This window comes from Tenacibaculum bernardetii (genome assembly GCF_029125915.1).
Classification (GTDB): domain Bacteria; phylum Bacteroidota; class Bacteroidia; order Flavobacteriales; family Flavobacteriaceae; genus Polaribacter; species Polaribacter bernardetii.
Map to the genome: position 1 here is coordinate 248,695 of NZ_JAQJCU010000002.1, position 17,193 is coordinate 265,887.

Below are 17,193 nucleotides of genomic sequence, written 5' to 3' on the forward strand. Positions count from 1 at the left end.
AGGTTTTTATTATGTAAATTTTTAAAAATTATTTTTTCATTAATTTAGTTGTTAATGATTTCTGACCATCATTTACTTCTAAAATATACATTCCTGTATTTAAGTTAGATACGTTTATGTTAGAAGAATCTAAACGTCCTTTTTGCACAACTCTACCAATTACATTTACAATTTTATAAGTAATGTTATCAGCTTTAGATGCTAACTTAACTTGTACACTATTTACTGCAGGATTAGGGTATACCATTAGGTTGATGTTATCATCGTTTCCTAATCTTTCACCACTTACTGGGTTTTCTTCTCTAGCACTAGATACAATATTTACAGTATAGTCTTCTACTTCACCGTCTGCAAAAGTTTCACAAGCCGTTTGTGCTGCATTATACTTCATTGAAACACGCATTCTTGTTTGACCTAATGTTGCATTAGATGGTACAGCAACTGTTGCTGTTAAGTTATTTGCGCTTGATGATGATCCTGAAACTACTTTCTCGCTATCTGCAAATGTTCCGTCTTGGTTAAAGTCAATCCATACTGCCCAGTGCTCTGTATATGCTGTACTTGCAAATGCTGCACTTATTACCATTGGGTTTGAACTTCCTTGACCTAATGTTGCTACTTTAGAGGTAAAATCTCCGTAACCTCCATTTCCTGCAGTTGCGTTAGTCATTCCTCCTAATTCTACATTATCAATCCACTCATAAGTAGATCTATTTCCTTTTGATGCACAATAAGAAACTTGATTTGATAAAGTTGTTACATTTACAACATTACTAGACGATGATACATTTCCTGCAGCATCTTTTGCTCTTACAGAAAAAGTATATGCTGTTGCTACTGTTAAGCCCGTAATATTTGTAGATGTTCCTGTAGAAGAACCTAATTTAGCTGCTCCTTGGTATACATCATAACCTGTTACCGCTACGTTATCTGTAGATGCTGACCAGTTTAATGTTAAACTTGTTTGAGCTATACTTGATGCTGACAAACTAGCCGGTGCACTTGGTGCAGTAGTATCTGCTTGTGCCCCTCCAATTACAACCGTGTAATCTTCTACTTCCCCATATTCAAAAGAAGCCTCACATGCTGTTGGTGTTGCATTGTACTTTAATACTACACGCATTCTTGTTTCTCCTGTTGTTGCTGATGTTGGTACGGTAAAAGATCCAACTACTGGTGTAGTTTTTGAAGGTGCTTTTGTATACACTGTTTCTCCTGCATCAGAAAAATCGCCATCTTGGTTATAATCTATAAACACTCCATATCCTTCATCGTATGTAGTTCCTGTCCACCTTGGAGTAATAGTAATCGTATTAGACGATCCTTTTGCTAAAGTAGTTGAGATTGATGTGAAGTCTGAATATCCGTTTCCTCCTGTTGAAGTATTACTTATTGTTCCTAAAGCAACTTTCTGAATATATTCATCATTTACACTTGCTCCTTTCGATGTACAATAGTTTGTTCCTGTTGGTGGCGTTGTTCCTCCTCCAAATTTATCTGATAAAGCTAAAGCTCTTCTAGAACCACCTGCCAATAATACTGCACGCATTCTATTTTTTTGTCCTGTTGTAAATAAATTCATACATGAATCATCTGAGTAATCCATATAGTTCTCTACCATATCCAAAGAACCACAAGAAGAATGTGTTGATGCACAACCGTAGTTTGCTGCGTCCGATTCTGGTGTATCAGATACGAAATCATCAACTCCACAACCACCGTCACCCCAAATGTGACGTAAGTTTAAATAGTGACCTACCTCATGAGTAGTTGTTCTACCACCATCAAACGGAGCTTGAGCTGTACCTGTTGTACCAAAATATTGATCTGCCATTACAACTCCGTCTGTAGAAGCTGCTCCTCCAGGAAATTGTGCATATCCTAAAATAGTACCTCCTGTTGGTCTTGTAATGTTATCAACAATCCACATATTTAAATACTCTGCAGTATTCCATGGGTTAACACCTCCTTGAGATGCTCTTTTCATTTTATTTTCTCCTGTAAGCCAAGTAGAAGTTCCAACCTGCGTTCTGGTAATACCAGATGTTGCATTTCCATTTGGATCAACAGTTGCTAATTTGAATTCAATTTGTGAATCGGCAGCTTGAGACCATTTGTTATTTCTATCAGAATTAGTTCTTCTGAAATCTTTATTTAATACATCTAATTGAGATTGAATTTGAGCTGTACTAATATTGTTAGATGAGTTTGTGTATAAAATATGAACAACTACAGGAAGGGTTATAATGTTACCTGACACTTTACTGTGACGGCTTTCCATTTCTTTTACTCTTTTTTGAGTAAATTCTTCTATCTGTGCCATTCTTTTTTCAAGACCTGGATCTTGAGCCATCCTTTCCTCTAAGTCTTCCATCGCATGACAGGTTCTTTTTTCCTGTGCAAAAGATGCTGTTATAAAAAATACGCACATAAGTGCCAAAGTAATTTTTTTCATATTGAAGGGTTATTAAGTTAGTTAAAATAGATTTAAATAGAAATGATACATTCACAATAAAAATCCATTTTTTTAAATAAATGAAAGGCAAATATATAAAAAAACATAAATAATCCTACTTTTATAGTGGTTTTTGTATATTTTCTATAAATTAAACAAGTATAAAAATCACATAAACCCAGTGATGCTGTAGGTTTTTAATTTTTTATATATTTAATATTCAAAAACACTTAATAGCTCATAATTATTATATTTAGCAAAAATTAATTGTATTTTTATTAAAAATTTACAAAAATGCTTCAAGTTAAAAATTTAGAAATAAGTTTTAAAAACGCACCTCCTGTTATTCAAAATATTACTTTTAGTTTACAACAAACTGAAATACTAGGTATTGTAGGAGAAAGTGGAAGTGGGAAATCGGTAACTTCGTTAGCTATTTTAGGTTTATTACCTAATTTTGCTGCTATTAAAGGTGAGGTGTTATTTAATGATCAAAATTTATTGACTTACACCAATAAAGAATTTCAAAAAATTAGAGGTAGTAAAATAGGAATGATTTTTCAAGAACCGATGAGTTCTTTAAATCCGACTTTATCTTGTGGTTTTCAAGTTTCTGAAGCTTTACAACAACACACAAGTTTATCAAAAGATGAAATAAAAGAAGAGGTAATTTCTTTATTTAAAAAAGTAAAACTACCAAGGCCTGAAAGTATTTTTAATTCCTATCCACATCAAATTAGTGGTGGTCAAAAACAACGTGTAGTTATTGCAATGGCAATTGCTTGTAAACCAAAAATTTTAATTGCTGACGAACCAACAACAGCTTTAGATGTTACGGTTCAGAAAGAAATAATTTTACTTTTAAAAGAATTACAAGAAGAATATAAAATGGGAATTATTTTTATTTCTCATGACTTAGCCTTGGTTTCTGAAATTGCAGATAATGTTATTGTTATGCATAAAGGTAAAATTATCGAGCAAGGTAAAGCTGTTGATTTATTTATCCATCCAAAAGAAAATTATACCAAAGCGCTTATAAACTCTAAACCGAATACTAAAAAACGTTTTAAAATATTACCAACTGTTACTGATTTTATTAACGACACTGTAAATACTTCTTTATATAGTAATGAAGAACGTGATGAGTTTCATCAAAAAATATATAACCAACCGCCATTATTAGAAATTAAAAATCTTCATAAAAATTTTATTTCTAATGCTTCTTGGTTTTCCAAACCTACTGTTGTAAAAGCGGTAAATAATGTGTCTTTTAAAATTTATGAGGGAGAAACTTTAGGTTTAGTAGGTGAGAGTGGTTGTGGAAAAACCACATTAAGTAGAACTATTTTACAGTTAGAAAGCGCCACTTCTGGAGAAATTATTTATAACGGAGTAGATATTACCAAGCTATCAAAATCAGCATTTAAAAAATTACGAAAAGAAATTCAAATTATATTTCAGGATCCTTTTTCATCTTTAAACCCAAGAATTACTGTTGGTAATGCGATTCTCGAACCCATGAAAGTTCACAATATTTTAAGCTCATCAAAAGAAAGAAAAGAATATGTGTATAATTTACTGGAGAAAGTAGGTTTAGAGCAAGCACATTTTAATAGATATCCTCACGAGTTTTCTGGCGGACAACGCCAACGAATTGGTATTGCGCGTACAATTGCTTTACAACCAAAGTTAATTATTTGCGATGAATCGGTTTCAGCTTTAGATGTATCGGTACAAGCGCAAGTTTTAAACTTACTAAATCAATTAAAATCAGAATTCAACTTCACTTATATATTTATTTCCCATGATTTATCTGTTGTAAAATATATGGCCGATCAATTGGTGGTTATGAATAATGGTAGGATAGAAGAAGTTGCTGATGCTGATGAAATTTACAACAATCCGAAAACCAATTATACCAAAACATTAATAGCAGCAGTACCTATAGGACTCTAACTTTTTTTGATGCTTTATTAATAGTATATTGCAGCGTTAAAAACGAAAAGAAAAATATGAAAATTATAGTTCCAATGGCAGGAATCGGGTCTCGTTTAAGACCTCATACATTAACAACTCCAAAGCCATTAACAGTTATAGCTGGTAAGCCAATTGTACAACGTTTAGTTGAGGATATTACTTCGGTTGTAAACCAACCAATAGAAGAAATAGCATTTATAATTGGTACTGCCGCAAAGGGGTTTCCCGCAAATACTAAAGATAAGTTAATTGCAATTGCAGAGAGTTTAGGTGCCAAAGGTTCTGTATATGTTCAAGAAGAAGCGTTAGGAACTGCTCATGCAATTTATTGTGCAAAAGAATCATTAACTGGTTCTTGTGTTGTTGCTTTTGCTGATACTTTATTTAAAGCTGATTTTACCTTAGATGCAAATGCTGATGGTGCTATTTGGGTAAAACAGGTAGCTGACCCAAGTGCTTTTGGTGTTGTAAAATTAAAAGACGGAATTATTACTGATTTTGTTGAAAAGCCAAAAGAATTTGTTTCTGATTTAGCAATTATTGGAATTTACTATTTTAAAGATGGTGATAAAGTTCGTGAAGAAATAAAGCATTTAATTGATAATGATATTCGTCCTTCCGGAGAGTTTCAACTAACAGAAGTGTTAGAATCTTTAAAGCAACAAGGTGCTAAATTTATTCCTGGTAAAGTAGATGCTTGGATGGATTGTGGTAAAAAAGATCCAACTGTTGATACTAACAAACAGGTTCTAGGTTTCGAACAAGCTGATGGCAACAATTTAGTTGCTAACGATGTTGTGTTAGAAAATTCAAAAATTATTCAACCTTGTTTTGTGGGGAAGAATGTGGTTTTAAAAAACACTAAAATCGGACCTTTTGTTTCTATCGGTGAAAATAGTGTTGTTGAAAATTCAACAATCATAAATTCATTAATTCAAACAAATGTTCATATTTCTAATGCTAAATTAGACAATGCAATGATTGGTAATCATGCCAAATATAATGCTAATTATACATCAGTAAGTATAGGTGATTATACAGATCTTACATAATAAAAGAAGCAATCAAGAATCAAGAATTAAGGTGTTTTTATCTTTTTTCTTGATTCTTTATTCTCTCTTTATCTACTCTCAAGACAGCATTCCTGCTGCCGTAGGTGTTATTGAAAAAAATGACATCCAGTTTCAAGATAACTTTTTTAAAGCACTCTCTCAAAAAGCAGTTTATAACTACAAAAAAGCCATTGAGTATTTAGAAAATTGTAATGAACTAGTACCAAATAATAAAGCCGTATTATTTGAACTTTCTAAAAATTACCTAAAACTAGGTAGAAGTAATGAGTCTTTAGAATATATACATTTAGCCCTGCTTAAAGAGCCAAATAATTTATGGATGCTAGAGCATAAAGTAACTATTTTAAGAAGGCTTGCAAATTTTAATGATGCGATAGTTACCCAAGAAAAAATTGCAGAAAAACATCCAAAGAAAAAACAATTATTAGTTTTTTTACATTTACAGAATAGAGATATTCCTGCTGCAAAAATAGTTTTATCGGAGTTAAAAGGGGATAAGCTATTAAACGCTAGACTTCGAAGAATTGAGGAAAAACTTTATGAAACTGAAGTTAAAAAAATCAAAAAGAAAACAGAAAACACAGATTTACGTGCAACTTTCGAAAAAGAAAAAACATATCGTAGCTTACAGCTTTTATTAAACGAGCTAACAACAAGCAATCATGTTGATTTATTAAAATACAGTGAGCAAGGTTTAACGTTGTTTCCGGCGCAACCATTTGTTTATTTAATGAACGGTAAAGCGCTTAACAATAATAAAAAATATAAAAAAGCATTACAAAGTTTGCAAAACGGCATTGATTTTGTAATTGATAACAACGAAATTGAAGCAAAATTTTATATAGAAATGGCAAAAGCTTATCAAAAATTAAATGACCCTAAAAAGGCGGATTTATTTAAAAGCAAAGCCAAGAAAATTCTAAAATAATTGTCTTTCTACTTATAAATTATATGAAATACTTTACAGTACTTATTGTCTTATTTATAGGATTTACCTCGTGTAAATCAACTAAAATAGCCACCAATAATTTGGTTGAAATTAAAGAAATGTCTGCCAGAAAAGTGGCAAAAAAACATATTTCGGCTAATTTTGATAAAAAAACAATTGATGCCCGTTTAAAGGTTAATTATAAAAACGCTAAAGATGATGTAGGTTTTTCTGTACGAATGAAAATCAAAAAAGATGAAGTTATTTGGCTAAAAGGAACCAAGATTATTACTGTTTTTAAAGCTAAGATTACTCCTACAAAGGTGCAATTTTATTCTTCTTTTTATAAAAATTATTTCGATGGAGATTTTTCGATGTTAAAGGATTTATTAGGAACAGATATTAACTTTCAACAATTACAAAACATGTTGTTGGGCCAATCTTTATTTAACGTAAAATCTGAACGTCACGAGGTAGAAATTATTGAAAAATCATATCAACTATCACCTAAAAAGCAAGCTATTTTATTTGATTTGTTTTTTAATATAAATCCGCTTCATTATAAACTAAACAAACAATCGGTTGTAAACTCAACAAAAAATCAGCGTTTAGATATATCATATCCTACATATTTGAATAAAAAAGGAGTTTTATTTCCTGAAAAAATTAATATTAATGCAAAACAAAACAATAAGTTTACTGTTATTGATATTACAACACGCTCGGTAGAGTTTGATACAAAATTGAATATTGATTTTAGAATGCCTAACGGTTATAAAGAAATTAAATTATAATGAAAAAAACTGTTCTTTATCTCTCATTTTTATGTCTTTTTTTAATAAGCTTTTCTTCGTTTAGTCAAGAGCGAAAAACGCTGGAAAAAAAACACAAGGCAATTAAAAATGAAATTAAGCAGATTAATAGTTTGTTGTTTAAAGCTAAAAAAGACAGAGGAAATGCTTTAGACGACTTAAAAGATTTGAGTCAAAAAATTGGTGCAAGAGAGCGTTTAATTGAAGTGATTGAATTAGAATCTAAAAAGCTATCTGATGAAATAGCTTTAAATGAAAAACAACTAGCAACCTATAACGATCAGTTAAAAAAATTAAAAGAAGAGTATTCTGATATGGTTGTAAAAACCCATAAAAGTAAATCTCAACAAAGTAAAACAATGTTTTTGTTGTCTTCTGAAAGCTTTTATCAAGCTTATAAGCGATTAAAATACATGCAGCAATACAATGAGTATCGAAAAAAGCAAGGAGAAGATATCGTTGTAAAAACAACAGAAATTAAAGCATTTAATAACTCTTTAATCGAGAAAAGAAAAGCTAAAGAAAAATTAATTTTTGATGAAAAATCTCAAAAAGAAGAAATAGAATCTGATAAAAAAAATCAAGAAAAATTAATTTCTAAAGTTAAAAAGGAAGAAAAAAAATACAAACGAGATTTACAACAAAAATTAAAAGAAGAACAACGTATAACAGCTCGTATTGATAAATTAATTAAGGCTGCTATTGCAAAAGCAAATAAAGGTAAAAAAACATCTAAAAAAGGAGGTTCAGGATTTGTTTTAGATGCTGCTGAAAAGAAATTGTTAGCAAATTTCGAACAAAACAAAGGAAGTTTACCTTGGCCTGTAAGCGGAATTATTACCAGAAAATATGGTATACAACCGCATCCAACTTTTTCAGGAATAAAAATAAATAGCCCAGGATTACATATAGTAACGAAAGCAAAAACAGACGCTAAAAGCATATTTAATGGCAAGATATTAGCACTTCAATCTCATTCTGGAGGGAAGAAATCAGTCTTAATTCAACACGGTAGTTATATATCATCTTATAATAACCTCGAAAGTGTTTATGTAAAAAAAGGAGATATTATAAAAACCGGAGATAAAGTAGGTAAAGTTTTTACTGATAAGATTTCTGGTAAAACTACATTACTTTTTATTTTATCAAAAAATATTAATCGTTTAAATCCTGCAAAATGGATACGTACTAACTAATATAAATCAATGAAAAACCCTGCAAATTTCATCATAGTTATTGTTGTAATTATAGCCGCATTGGTTATTGGTAAAGGAATTTTAATTCCTTTTGTTTTTGCTTTACTTTTTTGGTTTTTAACACGTGAAATACGTAAAACTATATACAAAATACCACTTGCTAAAAAGTATATACCTATTTGGTTAAGTAATATATTAGTATTTACTTTTATTGTTTTAAGCTTTGGTTTTGTATCGGGAATTATTACAAATAGTATATCTGATTTAACAACATCTTACTCTAAATACGAGCCCAATATTGATGCTATTATTAATAGTTTAGATGCCTATTTTCATATTGATATTATTAAATCGGTAAAATCTGTAATAGGTGATTTTAATTACGGCTCTTTTTTAGGGGATATTGCAAACGGAATTAGTAGTTTATTAGGTGATACTTTTATGATAATAATTTACGCTTTATTTATCTTTTTAGAAGAAAGTAGTTTTAAAAAGAAGCTTGTAAAAGTTTTTAAAGATAAAGACGATAAGTACACTAACATGAAATTTATGTTAGATAAAATTGAGTTTTCTATTTCTAATTACCTTCGCTTAAAAACATATGTAAGCTTACTTACTGGTTTTTTAAGTTATACTGTTTTGCTAATTGTTGGTGTAGATAGTGCGCCGTTTTGGGCATTTTTAATCTTTTTACTAAATTATATACCAACAATAGGCTCGTTGGTAGCTACTATTTTTCCGGCAACTTTTAGTTTAATTCAGTTTGGTGAATTTACACCATTCTTAATTGTATTAATTGCTGTAGGTTCTGTACAAGTAGTGGTTGGTAATATTATAGAACCAAAATTATTTGGAAAATCACTAAACTTAAGTCCGCTAGTAACAATAATATCTTTAGCTTTTTGGGGAAAAATATGGGGCGTTACAGGTATGATTTTAAGTGTACCAATTACCGTAATTATGATTATTATCTTTTCGCAATTCGAGAAAACAAAAGCAGTCGCCATTTTCTTATCCGAAAACGGCGAAATAGATGAGATTTAAGCTGTTTTTATCCTAAAAACAACGCCTTAAGCTCAGTAGCGTCTTTAGGGTCTAATTTACCCGCTAAGACCAAACTTAATTGCTTTCTACGTAAAGCGCCATCGTAACGTTTTTGCTCTAATTCAGTTTCTGGATTAATTTGAGCAACCGGTACAGGCTTACCTGTTTCATCTACAGCAACAAACGTGTAAATCCCTTCATTTACCTTGGTTTTTTCACCAGATTGACGATCTTCAATCCAAACATCAACATATATCTCCATTGATGATTTAAAAGCTCTCGAAACCTTTGCTTCAACCGTAACAACACTTCCTACAGGAACCGATTTGGTAAAAGCAACATGATTTACAGAAGCGGTAACCACAATTCTTCTAGAATGACGACGTGCAGCAATACTACAAGCTCTATCCATACGAGCTAATAATTCTCCACCAAAAAGATTGTCTAAATAATTAGTTTCTCCTGGTAAAACAAGGTCGGTAAGTACTGTTAGTGATTGTTGTGGTGTTTTAGCTGTCATCAGTTAAATTTTGATGCAAAGATATAAATAAAGCTAAAAACAAGTTATTTAAAAGCCGATTATTTAATCAATAACCAAGCATCGGCGCTTACAGTTTGCTGAATCAACGCTAACTCTTTACGAGCTTCCTCTTTAGAGTTAAAACTTGTAAATGTAACCTGAGTTAATCCAAATTTATTTAGCCCTATTATTTTAGCATCATAACCAAGTTGTTGTAATTCTGCTAATTTATTTTCGGCATTTTTAACTTCCTGAAAAGCACCTGCAACAATATGAAAATTATTTTCTTTAGATTTTGATACATTTAAATTAATAGCCGGTAATGGGTTGTCGATTACAAAAGTTGCCGACTGTATTTTCTTGGTCGCTAATTTTTGTTGATCTGCTAATAATTCATTTTCAGATTGATACTGAATACCATTCCAACCAGCATAACTAACTCCTAATAAAATTACGGCTGTTGCTGCATATTTTAAAAATACTGGAATTTTATTTTCCTTTTCTTCAACAATAGGCAATGGTTTAACTTCTTGTTTAAACCTTGTTACTGAATTACCTTCAACTTCTGATAACCCAAAAGATGCTACTAAAAAGTTATGTGTAGCATTTGGTTCAAAAACAACCTGTTTTGCTTCGTTTAAAGATAATGTTCCTACAGAAGCAACTGTAATAGTACTAATTGCTATTTCTTTTTTCCACTCAACAACTGCATTTGCAATGAAAGCTGTCGCTTCTTCAAAAGAAATATTTTTACTAGAAGCAATATGATTTGCCAATAAACCATCATTATGTTGCAAGTACGCATTAAAGGTAATTTGCTTTTTAGGCGGGTAAAATGTGTGCGTAGCATCGTTCATTTTAGCACCTATTTTGTTGGTTACAAAACCTCCAAATTCAGGAACAATTACGCAATCGTATCTGTATAATAAATCGTTTATGTAGTTAGCTAATGTCATAATAACAAATATAGTTTTTTTGCTGAGTAGTTTGTAATTTATACATAATTTTTATCAACAGTTTTTTTGTATATTGATAATCAAATTATTGCTTCATGAAATCAACTAAAATCTTAGCTATTCTTAGATTACAAGCCACTAAAAACGTGGGTGATATTTTAGCTAAAAAGTTAATTTCTGCAACTGGTAATGTAGAACAGGTGTTTAAAGAAACCGCAACTTCTTTGCAAAAAATAAACGGAATAGGATCTCATGTTACCAATCAATTATTTGATATTACTAACTTAAAAAGGGCAGAGGAGGAGCTGCAGTATATTCAAAAAAACAACATTAAATATTCTTATTTTTTAGATGATGATTATCCTCAGAACCTAAAACAATGTATCGACGGACCTATTTTATTTTTTCATGATGGCAATATAAATCTTAATAGTAAAAAAATTATTTCGATTGTAGGTACACGAAAAATAACTTCTTATGGTCGTGATTTCTGCAAGCAATTGATAGATGATTTATCAGCATACAATCCGATAATTGTTAGCGGATTTGCATACGGTGTAGATATTTGTGCCCATAAGGCAGCTATTAAAAACAACCTCCAAACTATTGGTGTTCTAGCGCACGGATTTGAACAAATTTATCCGAAAACACATAAAAAATATATGAGCGAGGTTCATAAAAACGGCGGATTTATAACTGAGTTTTGGCATGAAGAACAACCACTACGTGAAAATTTTCTAAAACGAAATCGTATTGTTGCGGGTATTTCTAAAGCTACAATTATATTAGAATCTGCAGAAAAAGGAGGTTCTTTAGTAACTTCAGACATCGCAAATTCTTATAATCGTGATGTTTTTTCATTGCCTGGCAGAACAACCGATTTGTACAGCAAAGGCTGTAACAATCTTATTAAAAATAACCAAGCGCATTTATTAACCTCAGCAAATGATGTTGTAAAAATGTTAAACTGGGATATTCAACAATCAAAAACAGCAGATTCTGTGCAACAACAATTATTTGTTAATTTAAATGAGCAAGAGCAAAAAGTATATGATTTTTTACAACTAAGAGGAAAACAACTGTTAGATGTAATTGCTTTAGAGTGTGATATTCCTGTTTATAAATTATCTTCTTTGTTACTTGAAATGGAACTTAAAGGTATTATTAAACCTTTGCCCGGTAAATTGTTTGCCATTTAGTACCTTTGACGCATGTCTGAAGAAAAATTAATATCCCAAAGAAAACCTGCATATCCTATTAATAAAAAGCTAGCTCTTTATTTAAAAAGGCATAATAGAACAATTCAAATTCCTATTTTTTATGATGATTTGTTGCGTTTTCAAGGAGCAATATCTGTATACGATAAAGATGATAATGACACTTTGTGGGTACGTGTGTATTACAATGAATTTGAACGAGAAGAAATAGATTTAAGTTTAAAAAAAATATATAATATCTTACACTCAAATGGTTCTGATGCAGGTATTAAACACTTAAATATTGATGCTGTTGATTTTTGCACCTTTGGTAACTCTCAGCCATTTAGAGTAAAAGTCCGTAATATTTTAAACGATAACTACACCTATTTTTACGTTAAAAAAACCGATGCTTCTCGTGTTTATGGTTTAGAGATTGAAGATATTTTATCGCCATACAATTTAAACTTCTTGGTATATAAAGACACTTTAATTGAAGAGCATATTTCAGGAATTCCTGGTGATGTTTTTATAAAAGATTATTTAGATGATTGTTTAGAAATTGAAAAAACACAATTAGCAAAAGAGTTTGTAAAGTTTAACGAACGTTGTATGATTCGTTTATTAGGTGATATGCGTTCTTACAATTATGTTGTGGTGCCCACGCACGATTTTGAAAATGTAGTGTATAAAATACGTCCGATAGATTTTGATCAGCAATGTTATGAAGGCAAGTTTAAAGTGTATTATCCACAGTTTTTTAAAGAGAACTTAAAGATGGTGCAATTGGTTACTAAAAAATTAGATTCTGAATCGGTAGAGCAATATCAATTAGAAGAAAGATCTATTGTTGCAAAAAGAATTTTAGCCACTCGTTCTCGCTTAAATAGATTACTTGCTGCAATGAAATCAGATAACATTTCGATTCCTAAAAATATCGAAAAATTAAAATCTGAAATTTTTGAACTTACTGGCGATATAAATTTTAGAGATAGTGACGGTATGGGTGAATTACTAGACAATGCCTTAACCTTTATTCGTAGAAATTACGAAGATGTAACTATGAAAAGTATTATACAGCAACAGCAAAAATTATATTAATAAAATTTTCATTAAAAAGTTGTGACTTCCGTTTTTTTTTTTAGGTTTGAGGACATGTTTTTGAAGAAACTTGCTACTTCTTTAAAAATTGCTAGCAACCCCTAATAAAGAAAATAAAAATTGCGCAACTTTCTTTTATTAGTTTTTTAAGATCTTATAATCAAAGTTAAAACGTGGTACTACGTTTTAATGCTTTATTTATTAACTTTTTAAACATAAACAATGAAAAAAATTATTAGTAGTAATTGCCGTTGTATTTACAACCAATGCTTTTTGCTTAACTAACAATGTTGCACCTCCTCATACCATACTTACTTCTTGTGGAACCACTTATGAATATGATGATACTGGAATGTCTGTAGACGAAACTTTTGATGAAGCTGAATTTGTAGAATGGTTGGATTGTGAAGGCGGAGCTGAAATATTAGAAGAATTGTTAGTATTTTAATTAAAAAATAATGTTTGATATGTGAATCACATACCAAACATTTATACCTAAAATAAATAATAAAAGTTATGAAAAAATATTTTGCTACTTTACTGTTTTTTGCTGTTTTTATATGCTTTGCGCAACAAGAAAACTATAATTATAAGTTTACATACAGTGTTTCTGTACAGCCTGATGCTAACAACAGTAATTTGACTGATATAGAGAACATGAGTTTGTTTGTTGGATCAAAAAGTAGCATTTACATAAGTCCCACAAAATTAATTATTGACTCTGCTAGAGTCGCTATTAAAAAAAGAGGTGGCAGTTTTTACGAACTTACCGATATTAAACAAGCACATCCTAAAAACAAAATACAAGCATCTATTAAAAAAAATTATAGAAACAAAGATTTTATCTTCCAGAACAATTTAATGTTAAAAACATTTGAGTTTCCAAGAACAAAACTACCTGTTTTTAATTGGAAAATTACCAATACAACCAAAACCTTATTAGGTTATAAATGCCAGTTAGCTACCCTAACATATAAAGGTAGAGATTATAACGCTTGGTTTAGCACAGCAATACCTATACAAGATGGTCCTTGGAAATTTTATGGTTTACCTGGCTTAATTTTTAAAATTGCCGACACCCAAAATCATTATTCTTTTACCTTAAAAGAAATTAAAAAGGAAACTAAAAAAATGCCACAACAAAAAGTTGGTAAAAAAGTAATTAAAGTTACTTCAAAAACCTATTTAAAAAGTGTAAAAGCCATTTTTAATAAATTTACAGAAAGAGCAATAGGTGAATCAAGAGTTCGTTTGAAAAAAACTGCAAAAAGTATTGGCACAAAAAAAGGAAACCCAATTGAGCTTGAATAAAAAATTATTCTATCTTTTTATTTTTATAAGTCATTTTTGTGTAGCACAAACTACTATTAATGGACGTATTGTTGATGAACAAAACACACCTTTAGAAAACGTTACTGTAATCGTTGAAACTATTACAAGTGCTACAATTTTAAGTTATACAGCTACTAATAGTAAAGGCATGTATACATTAAGCACTAATAGTAAATCTGACTCCTTAAAAATTAAGGTTTCTTACATGGGGTTTCAATCACAAGAAAAAATAATACCTAGCAAAAATGCCCAAATCAACTTTACTTTAAATGAAAGTAACGAGCAATTAAAAGAGGTTATTATAAAAAACAAACCCATTGTACAACGGGGAGATACCATAAACTACTCTGTAAATAGTTTTAAAAATCAAAAAGACCAAGTTATTGCTGATGTTTTAAAAAAAATACCTGGTATTGATGTACAATTAGATGGTACAATTTTATATCAAGGTAAGCCTATTCAAAAATATTATATCGAAGGATTAGATTTACTTGAAGGTAAATACAATTTAGCCAATAATAACCTACCTGTAAATGCTGTTTCAAGAATTCAGGTATTAGAAAACCATCAACCTGTAAAAGTATTAAATGATGTTATTTTTTCTGATAGAGCTTCTTTAAATATTAAGTTAAAGAAAAAAAATGTACTTATTGGTACTGCAAAAATCGGTGCTGGTGCATCACCTTTTTTATGGGATGTAAATAGTACGCCTATGTTTTTTTCTAAAAAAAAGCAAACTATTATAAGTTATCAAAGTAATAATACGGGTTATAATGCAAAAAGAGATTTAAAAGCATTAACTTTTGATGAATTTATACAACAGTTAAAAAGTAAAACAAAGCCTATAAATTGGGTAGAAATTTCTCCGATATCTAGACCACCTTTTTCAGAAAAAAATTGGTTAGACAATTCTATTCATTTAATAAGTATAAATTACTTAGAAAGATTAAAAAATGAGTATCAATTAAAAACCAATATTTCATACGTAAACGATTTGCAAAAGCAAATAGGTACAGTAAATACTGATGTTTTTACGCCAAATGACACCATTACAATTCGTGAAAACAAAAAAAATGAACTAAAATTTAGTGAATTAAAATCAAAGTTTATTTTAGAAAAAAATACTGACAAAGGATATTTTAAAAACACGTTAGATTATAATATTTCTTGGAACTCAGAAACAGGAAACATTAACAGAAATCAACTAAATCAAGCTGTTAATAAACCAAATTCTCAAATAAACAATAGCTTAAAATATATATTTCCTTTTAAAAAGAATTTAATAACCGCTAACTCTCAAGTGTTTTATAATACCAATTCAAATACTCTTAGCATACAACCTGGGCAATTTGAAAGTTTGTTAGCAAATGGTAATCCATATAACCAATTAACGCAAAATGTAGCGCACCATAATTTTTACACAAATAACTCCTTTGCATTAACAAAATCATATGAACGTTTTACTTTACAGCAAAAAATAGGGGTTAGTTATCAAAATCAGCAATTAAATAGCGGAATTTATATTGATGATTCTTCTGATAAAATTATTGATAATGCCTTTATAAACAATACTAAATTTAGTGAAAAGAACCTTTATAGTTCAACATCCATTTTATTTGAAAACAACTTTTTTAAAGCTAAGATCGGATTGCCATTTCGATATTCAACAGTTAATAGAAAGGATAAAAACAATCTTCAAAATACCAAAAAAACTGAATTAATCTTTGAACCTAGCATTAATTTATCAAAAGAAATAAATGCGTCCTGGAATATCAGTACTAGTTTATCAAGAGAAAAAAGTTTTGGTAATTTACAGGAATTATATACCGGATATATTGTAAATAATTATAGAAATATAAAAGCATCTACTTCACAAATTCCTACAAATACAAAAATTAAAAGTAAATTTAATATTGCTTATAAAAATCTTGTAAGCGGTATTTTTATTGATGGTTATTTTATGAATACTTATAATACATCAAACTTAATATATCAGTATGATTACGATAACAATGGAACTGTTTCAGTTTCTTCTATTGAAAAAGAAAACACTCGTAAAGGCAATAATTATAGCTTAAAAATAAGTAAATATTTTGCCAATTTAAATACTACTATTTCTTTAAAAGGTAGTTTATTAATTTCAAAAAAAGAACAATTTTTAAATAACATTTTTACCGAAGTAAAAAATCAACAAAAACAACTTAAAGCAACTTTAGATACCGATGTTATAAACTGGTTAAATATTAGTTCTAACGCAACTTTAGCATATACTGATAATTCTTATAGCAATAATCAATTGCAAGAAACTAAGCGCTTTAATTTAAGTACTGATGCTACTTTTTTTATAAATGATAAACAACTGCTTACTTTAAGTATTGAGCGTTATTCAAATAACTTACTTGCCAATCAAAACAATAATTTTTTTAATGCAATTTACAGGTATACTTTTTCTAAAAAAGGAATGAGTTTTGAATTAAAATGGAATAATATTTTAAACACATCTGTATATGAAAATGTATTTATTTCAAATTTTTCGACGCTAAGAACAACTTATAATATAAGACCTTCACAAATATTAGCAAGTTTAAAATTTCGTTTTTAAT

The 17,193-nt window shown here is 29.7% G+C and carries 13 protein-coding genes; 10 read left to right on the forward strand and 3 right to left on the reverse strand.

Going from position 1 to position 17,193, the window contains the following annotated elements:
- Positions 1–28: 28 nt before the first annotated feature.
- Positions 29–2,455 (reverse strand): GEVED domain-containing protein, encoded by a 2,427-nt coding sequence (locus P2G10_RS02775; RefSeq protein ID WP_275315114.1) that lies wholly within the window; start codon positions 2,453–2,455, stop codon positions 29–31.
- A 294-nt stretch (positions 2,456–2,749) separates the two neighbouring features.
- Between P2G10_RS02775 and P2G10_RS02780 the strand changes: the two genes are divergently transcribed.
- Genes P2G10_RS02780 through P2G10_RS02805 form a run of 6 tightly spaced genes read left to right on the forward strand, consistent with a single transcriptional unit; the run spans position 2,750 to position 9,485 of the window.
- Positions 2,750–4,411 carry an ABC transporter ATP-binding protein gene (locus P2G10_RS02780; RefSeq protein WP_275315115.1) on the forward strand — a complete coding sequence of 554 codons (1,662 nt, stop codon included), beginning with the start codon at positions 2,750–2,752 and terminating at the stop codon, positions 4,409–4,411.
- Positions 4,412–4,467: 56 nt separating this feature from the next.
- Positions 4,468–5,484 carry a sugar phosphate nucleotidyltransferase gene (locus tag P2G10_RS02785; RefSeq protein WP_275315116.1) on the forward strand — a complete coding sequence of 339 codons (1,017 nt, stop codon included), beginning with the start codon at positions 4,468–4,470 and terminating at the stop codon, positions 5,482–5,484.
- 49 nt (positions 5,485–5,533) lie between these two features.
- On the forward strand, positions 5,534–6,433 hold the full coding sequence (locus P2G10_RS02790; protein ID WP_275315117.1) for a tetratricopeptide repeat protein: 900 nt from the start codon (positions 5,534–5,536) through the stop codon (positions 6,431–6,433).
- Positions 6,434–6,456: 23 nt separating this feature from the next.
- Positions 6,457–7,227 carry a lipoprotein insertase outer membrane protein LolB1 gene (gene lolB1 / locus P2G10_RS02795; RefSeq protein ID WP_275315118.1) on the forward strand — a complete coding sequence of 257 codons (771 nt, stop codon included), beginning with the start codon at positions 6,457–6,459 and terminating at the stop codon, positions 7,225–7,227.
- Positions 7,227–8,441 (forward strand): murein hydrolase activator EnvC family protein, encoded by a 1,215-nt coding sequence (locus P2G10_RS02800; RefSeq protein WP_275315119.1) that lies wholly within the window; start codon positions 7,227–7,229, stop codon positions 8,439–8,441. The genes lolB1 and P2G10_RS02800 overlap by 1 nt, the downstream gene beginning before the upstream one ends.
- Positions 8,442–8,450: 9 nt before the next feature.
- Positions 8,451–9,485 carry an AI-2E family transporter gene (locus P2G10_RS02805; RefSeq protein ID WP_275315120.1) on the forward strand — a complete coding sequence of 345 codons (1,035 nt, stop codon included), beginning with the start codon at positions 8,451–8,453 and terminating at the stop codon, positions 9,483–9,485.
- Positions 9,486–9,492: 7 nt separating this feature from the next.
- Here the strand turns inward: P2G10_RS02805 and P2G10_RS02810 are convergent, their stop codons facing one another.
- Both P2G10_RS02810 and P2G10_RS02815 read right to left on the reverse strand, forming a co-directional pair.
- Positions 9,493–10,005, reverse strand: a complete 513-nt coding sequence (locus P2G10_RS02810) for an acyl-CoA thioesterase (RefSeq protein WP_218771817.1) — start codon at positions 10,003–10,005, stop codon at positions 9,493–9,495.
- Between the two features lie 59 nt (positions 10,006–10,064).
- Positions 10,065–10,961: an HU domain-containing protein gene (locus P2G10_RS02815; protein ID WP_275315121.1), complete on the reverse strand. Its 897-nt coding sequence runs from the start codon at positions 10,959–10,961 to the stop codon at positions 10,065–10,067.
- A gap of 95 nt (positions 10,962–11,056) precedes the next feature.
- On the opposite strand from P2G10_RS02815, the gene dprA reads away from it, so the two are divergent.
- The 4 genes from dprA to P2G10_RS02835 all read left to right on the forward strand — a co-directional run bounded on the left by dprA (position 11,057) and on the right by P2G10_RS02835 (position 17,192).
- Positions 11,057–12,160 carry a DNA-processing protein DprA gene (gene dprA, locus P2G10_RS02820; protein ID WP_275315122.1) on the forward strand — a complete coding sequence of 368 codons (1,104 nt, stop codon included), beginning with the start codon at positions 11,057–11,059 and terminating at the stop codon, positions 12,158–12,160.
- Between the two features lie 12 nt (positions 12,161–12,172).
- On the forward strand, positions 12,173–13,258 hold the full coding sequence (locus P2G10_RS02825) for a hypothetical protein (protein ID WP_218771820.1): 1,086 nt from the start codon (positions 12,173–12,175) through the stop codon (positions 13,256–13,258).
- Between the two features lie 516 nt (positions 13,259–13,774).
- Complete coding sequence (locus P2G10_RS02830) at positions 13,775–14,569, forward strand: GLPGLI family protein (protein WP_275315123.1); 795 nt, start codon at positions 13,775–13,777, stop codon at positions 14,567–14,569.
- A complete protein-coding gene (locus P2G10_RS02835; RefSeq protein WP_275315124.1) occupies positions 14,562–17,192 on the forward strand; it encodes a carboxypeptidase-like regulatory domain-containing protein in 2,631 nt (876 codons plus the stop codon). Before P2G10_RS02830 ends, P2G10_RS02835 begins: the two co-directional genes overlap by 8 nt.
- Position 17,193 lies beyond the last annotated feature (1 nt).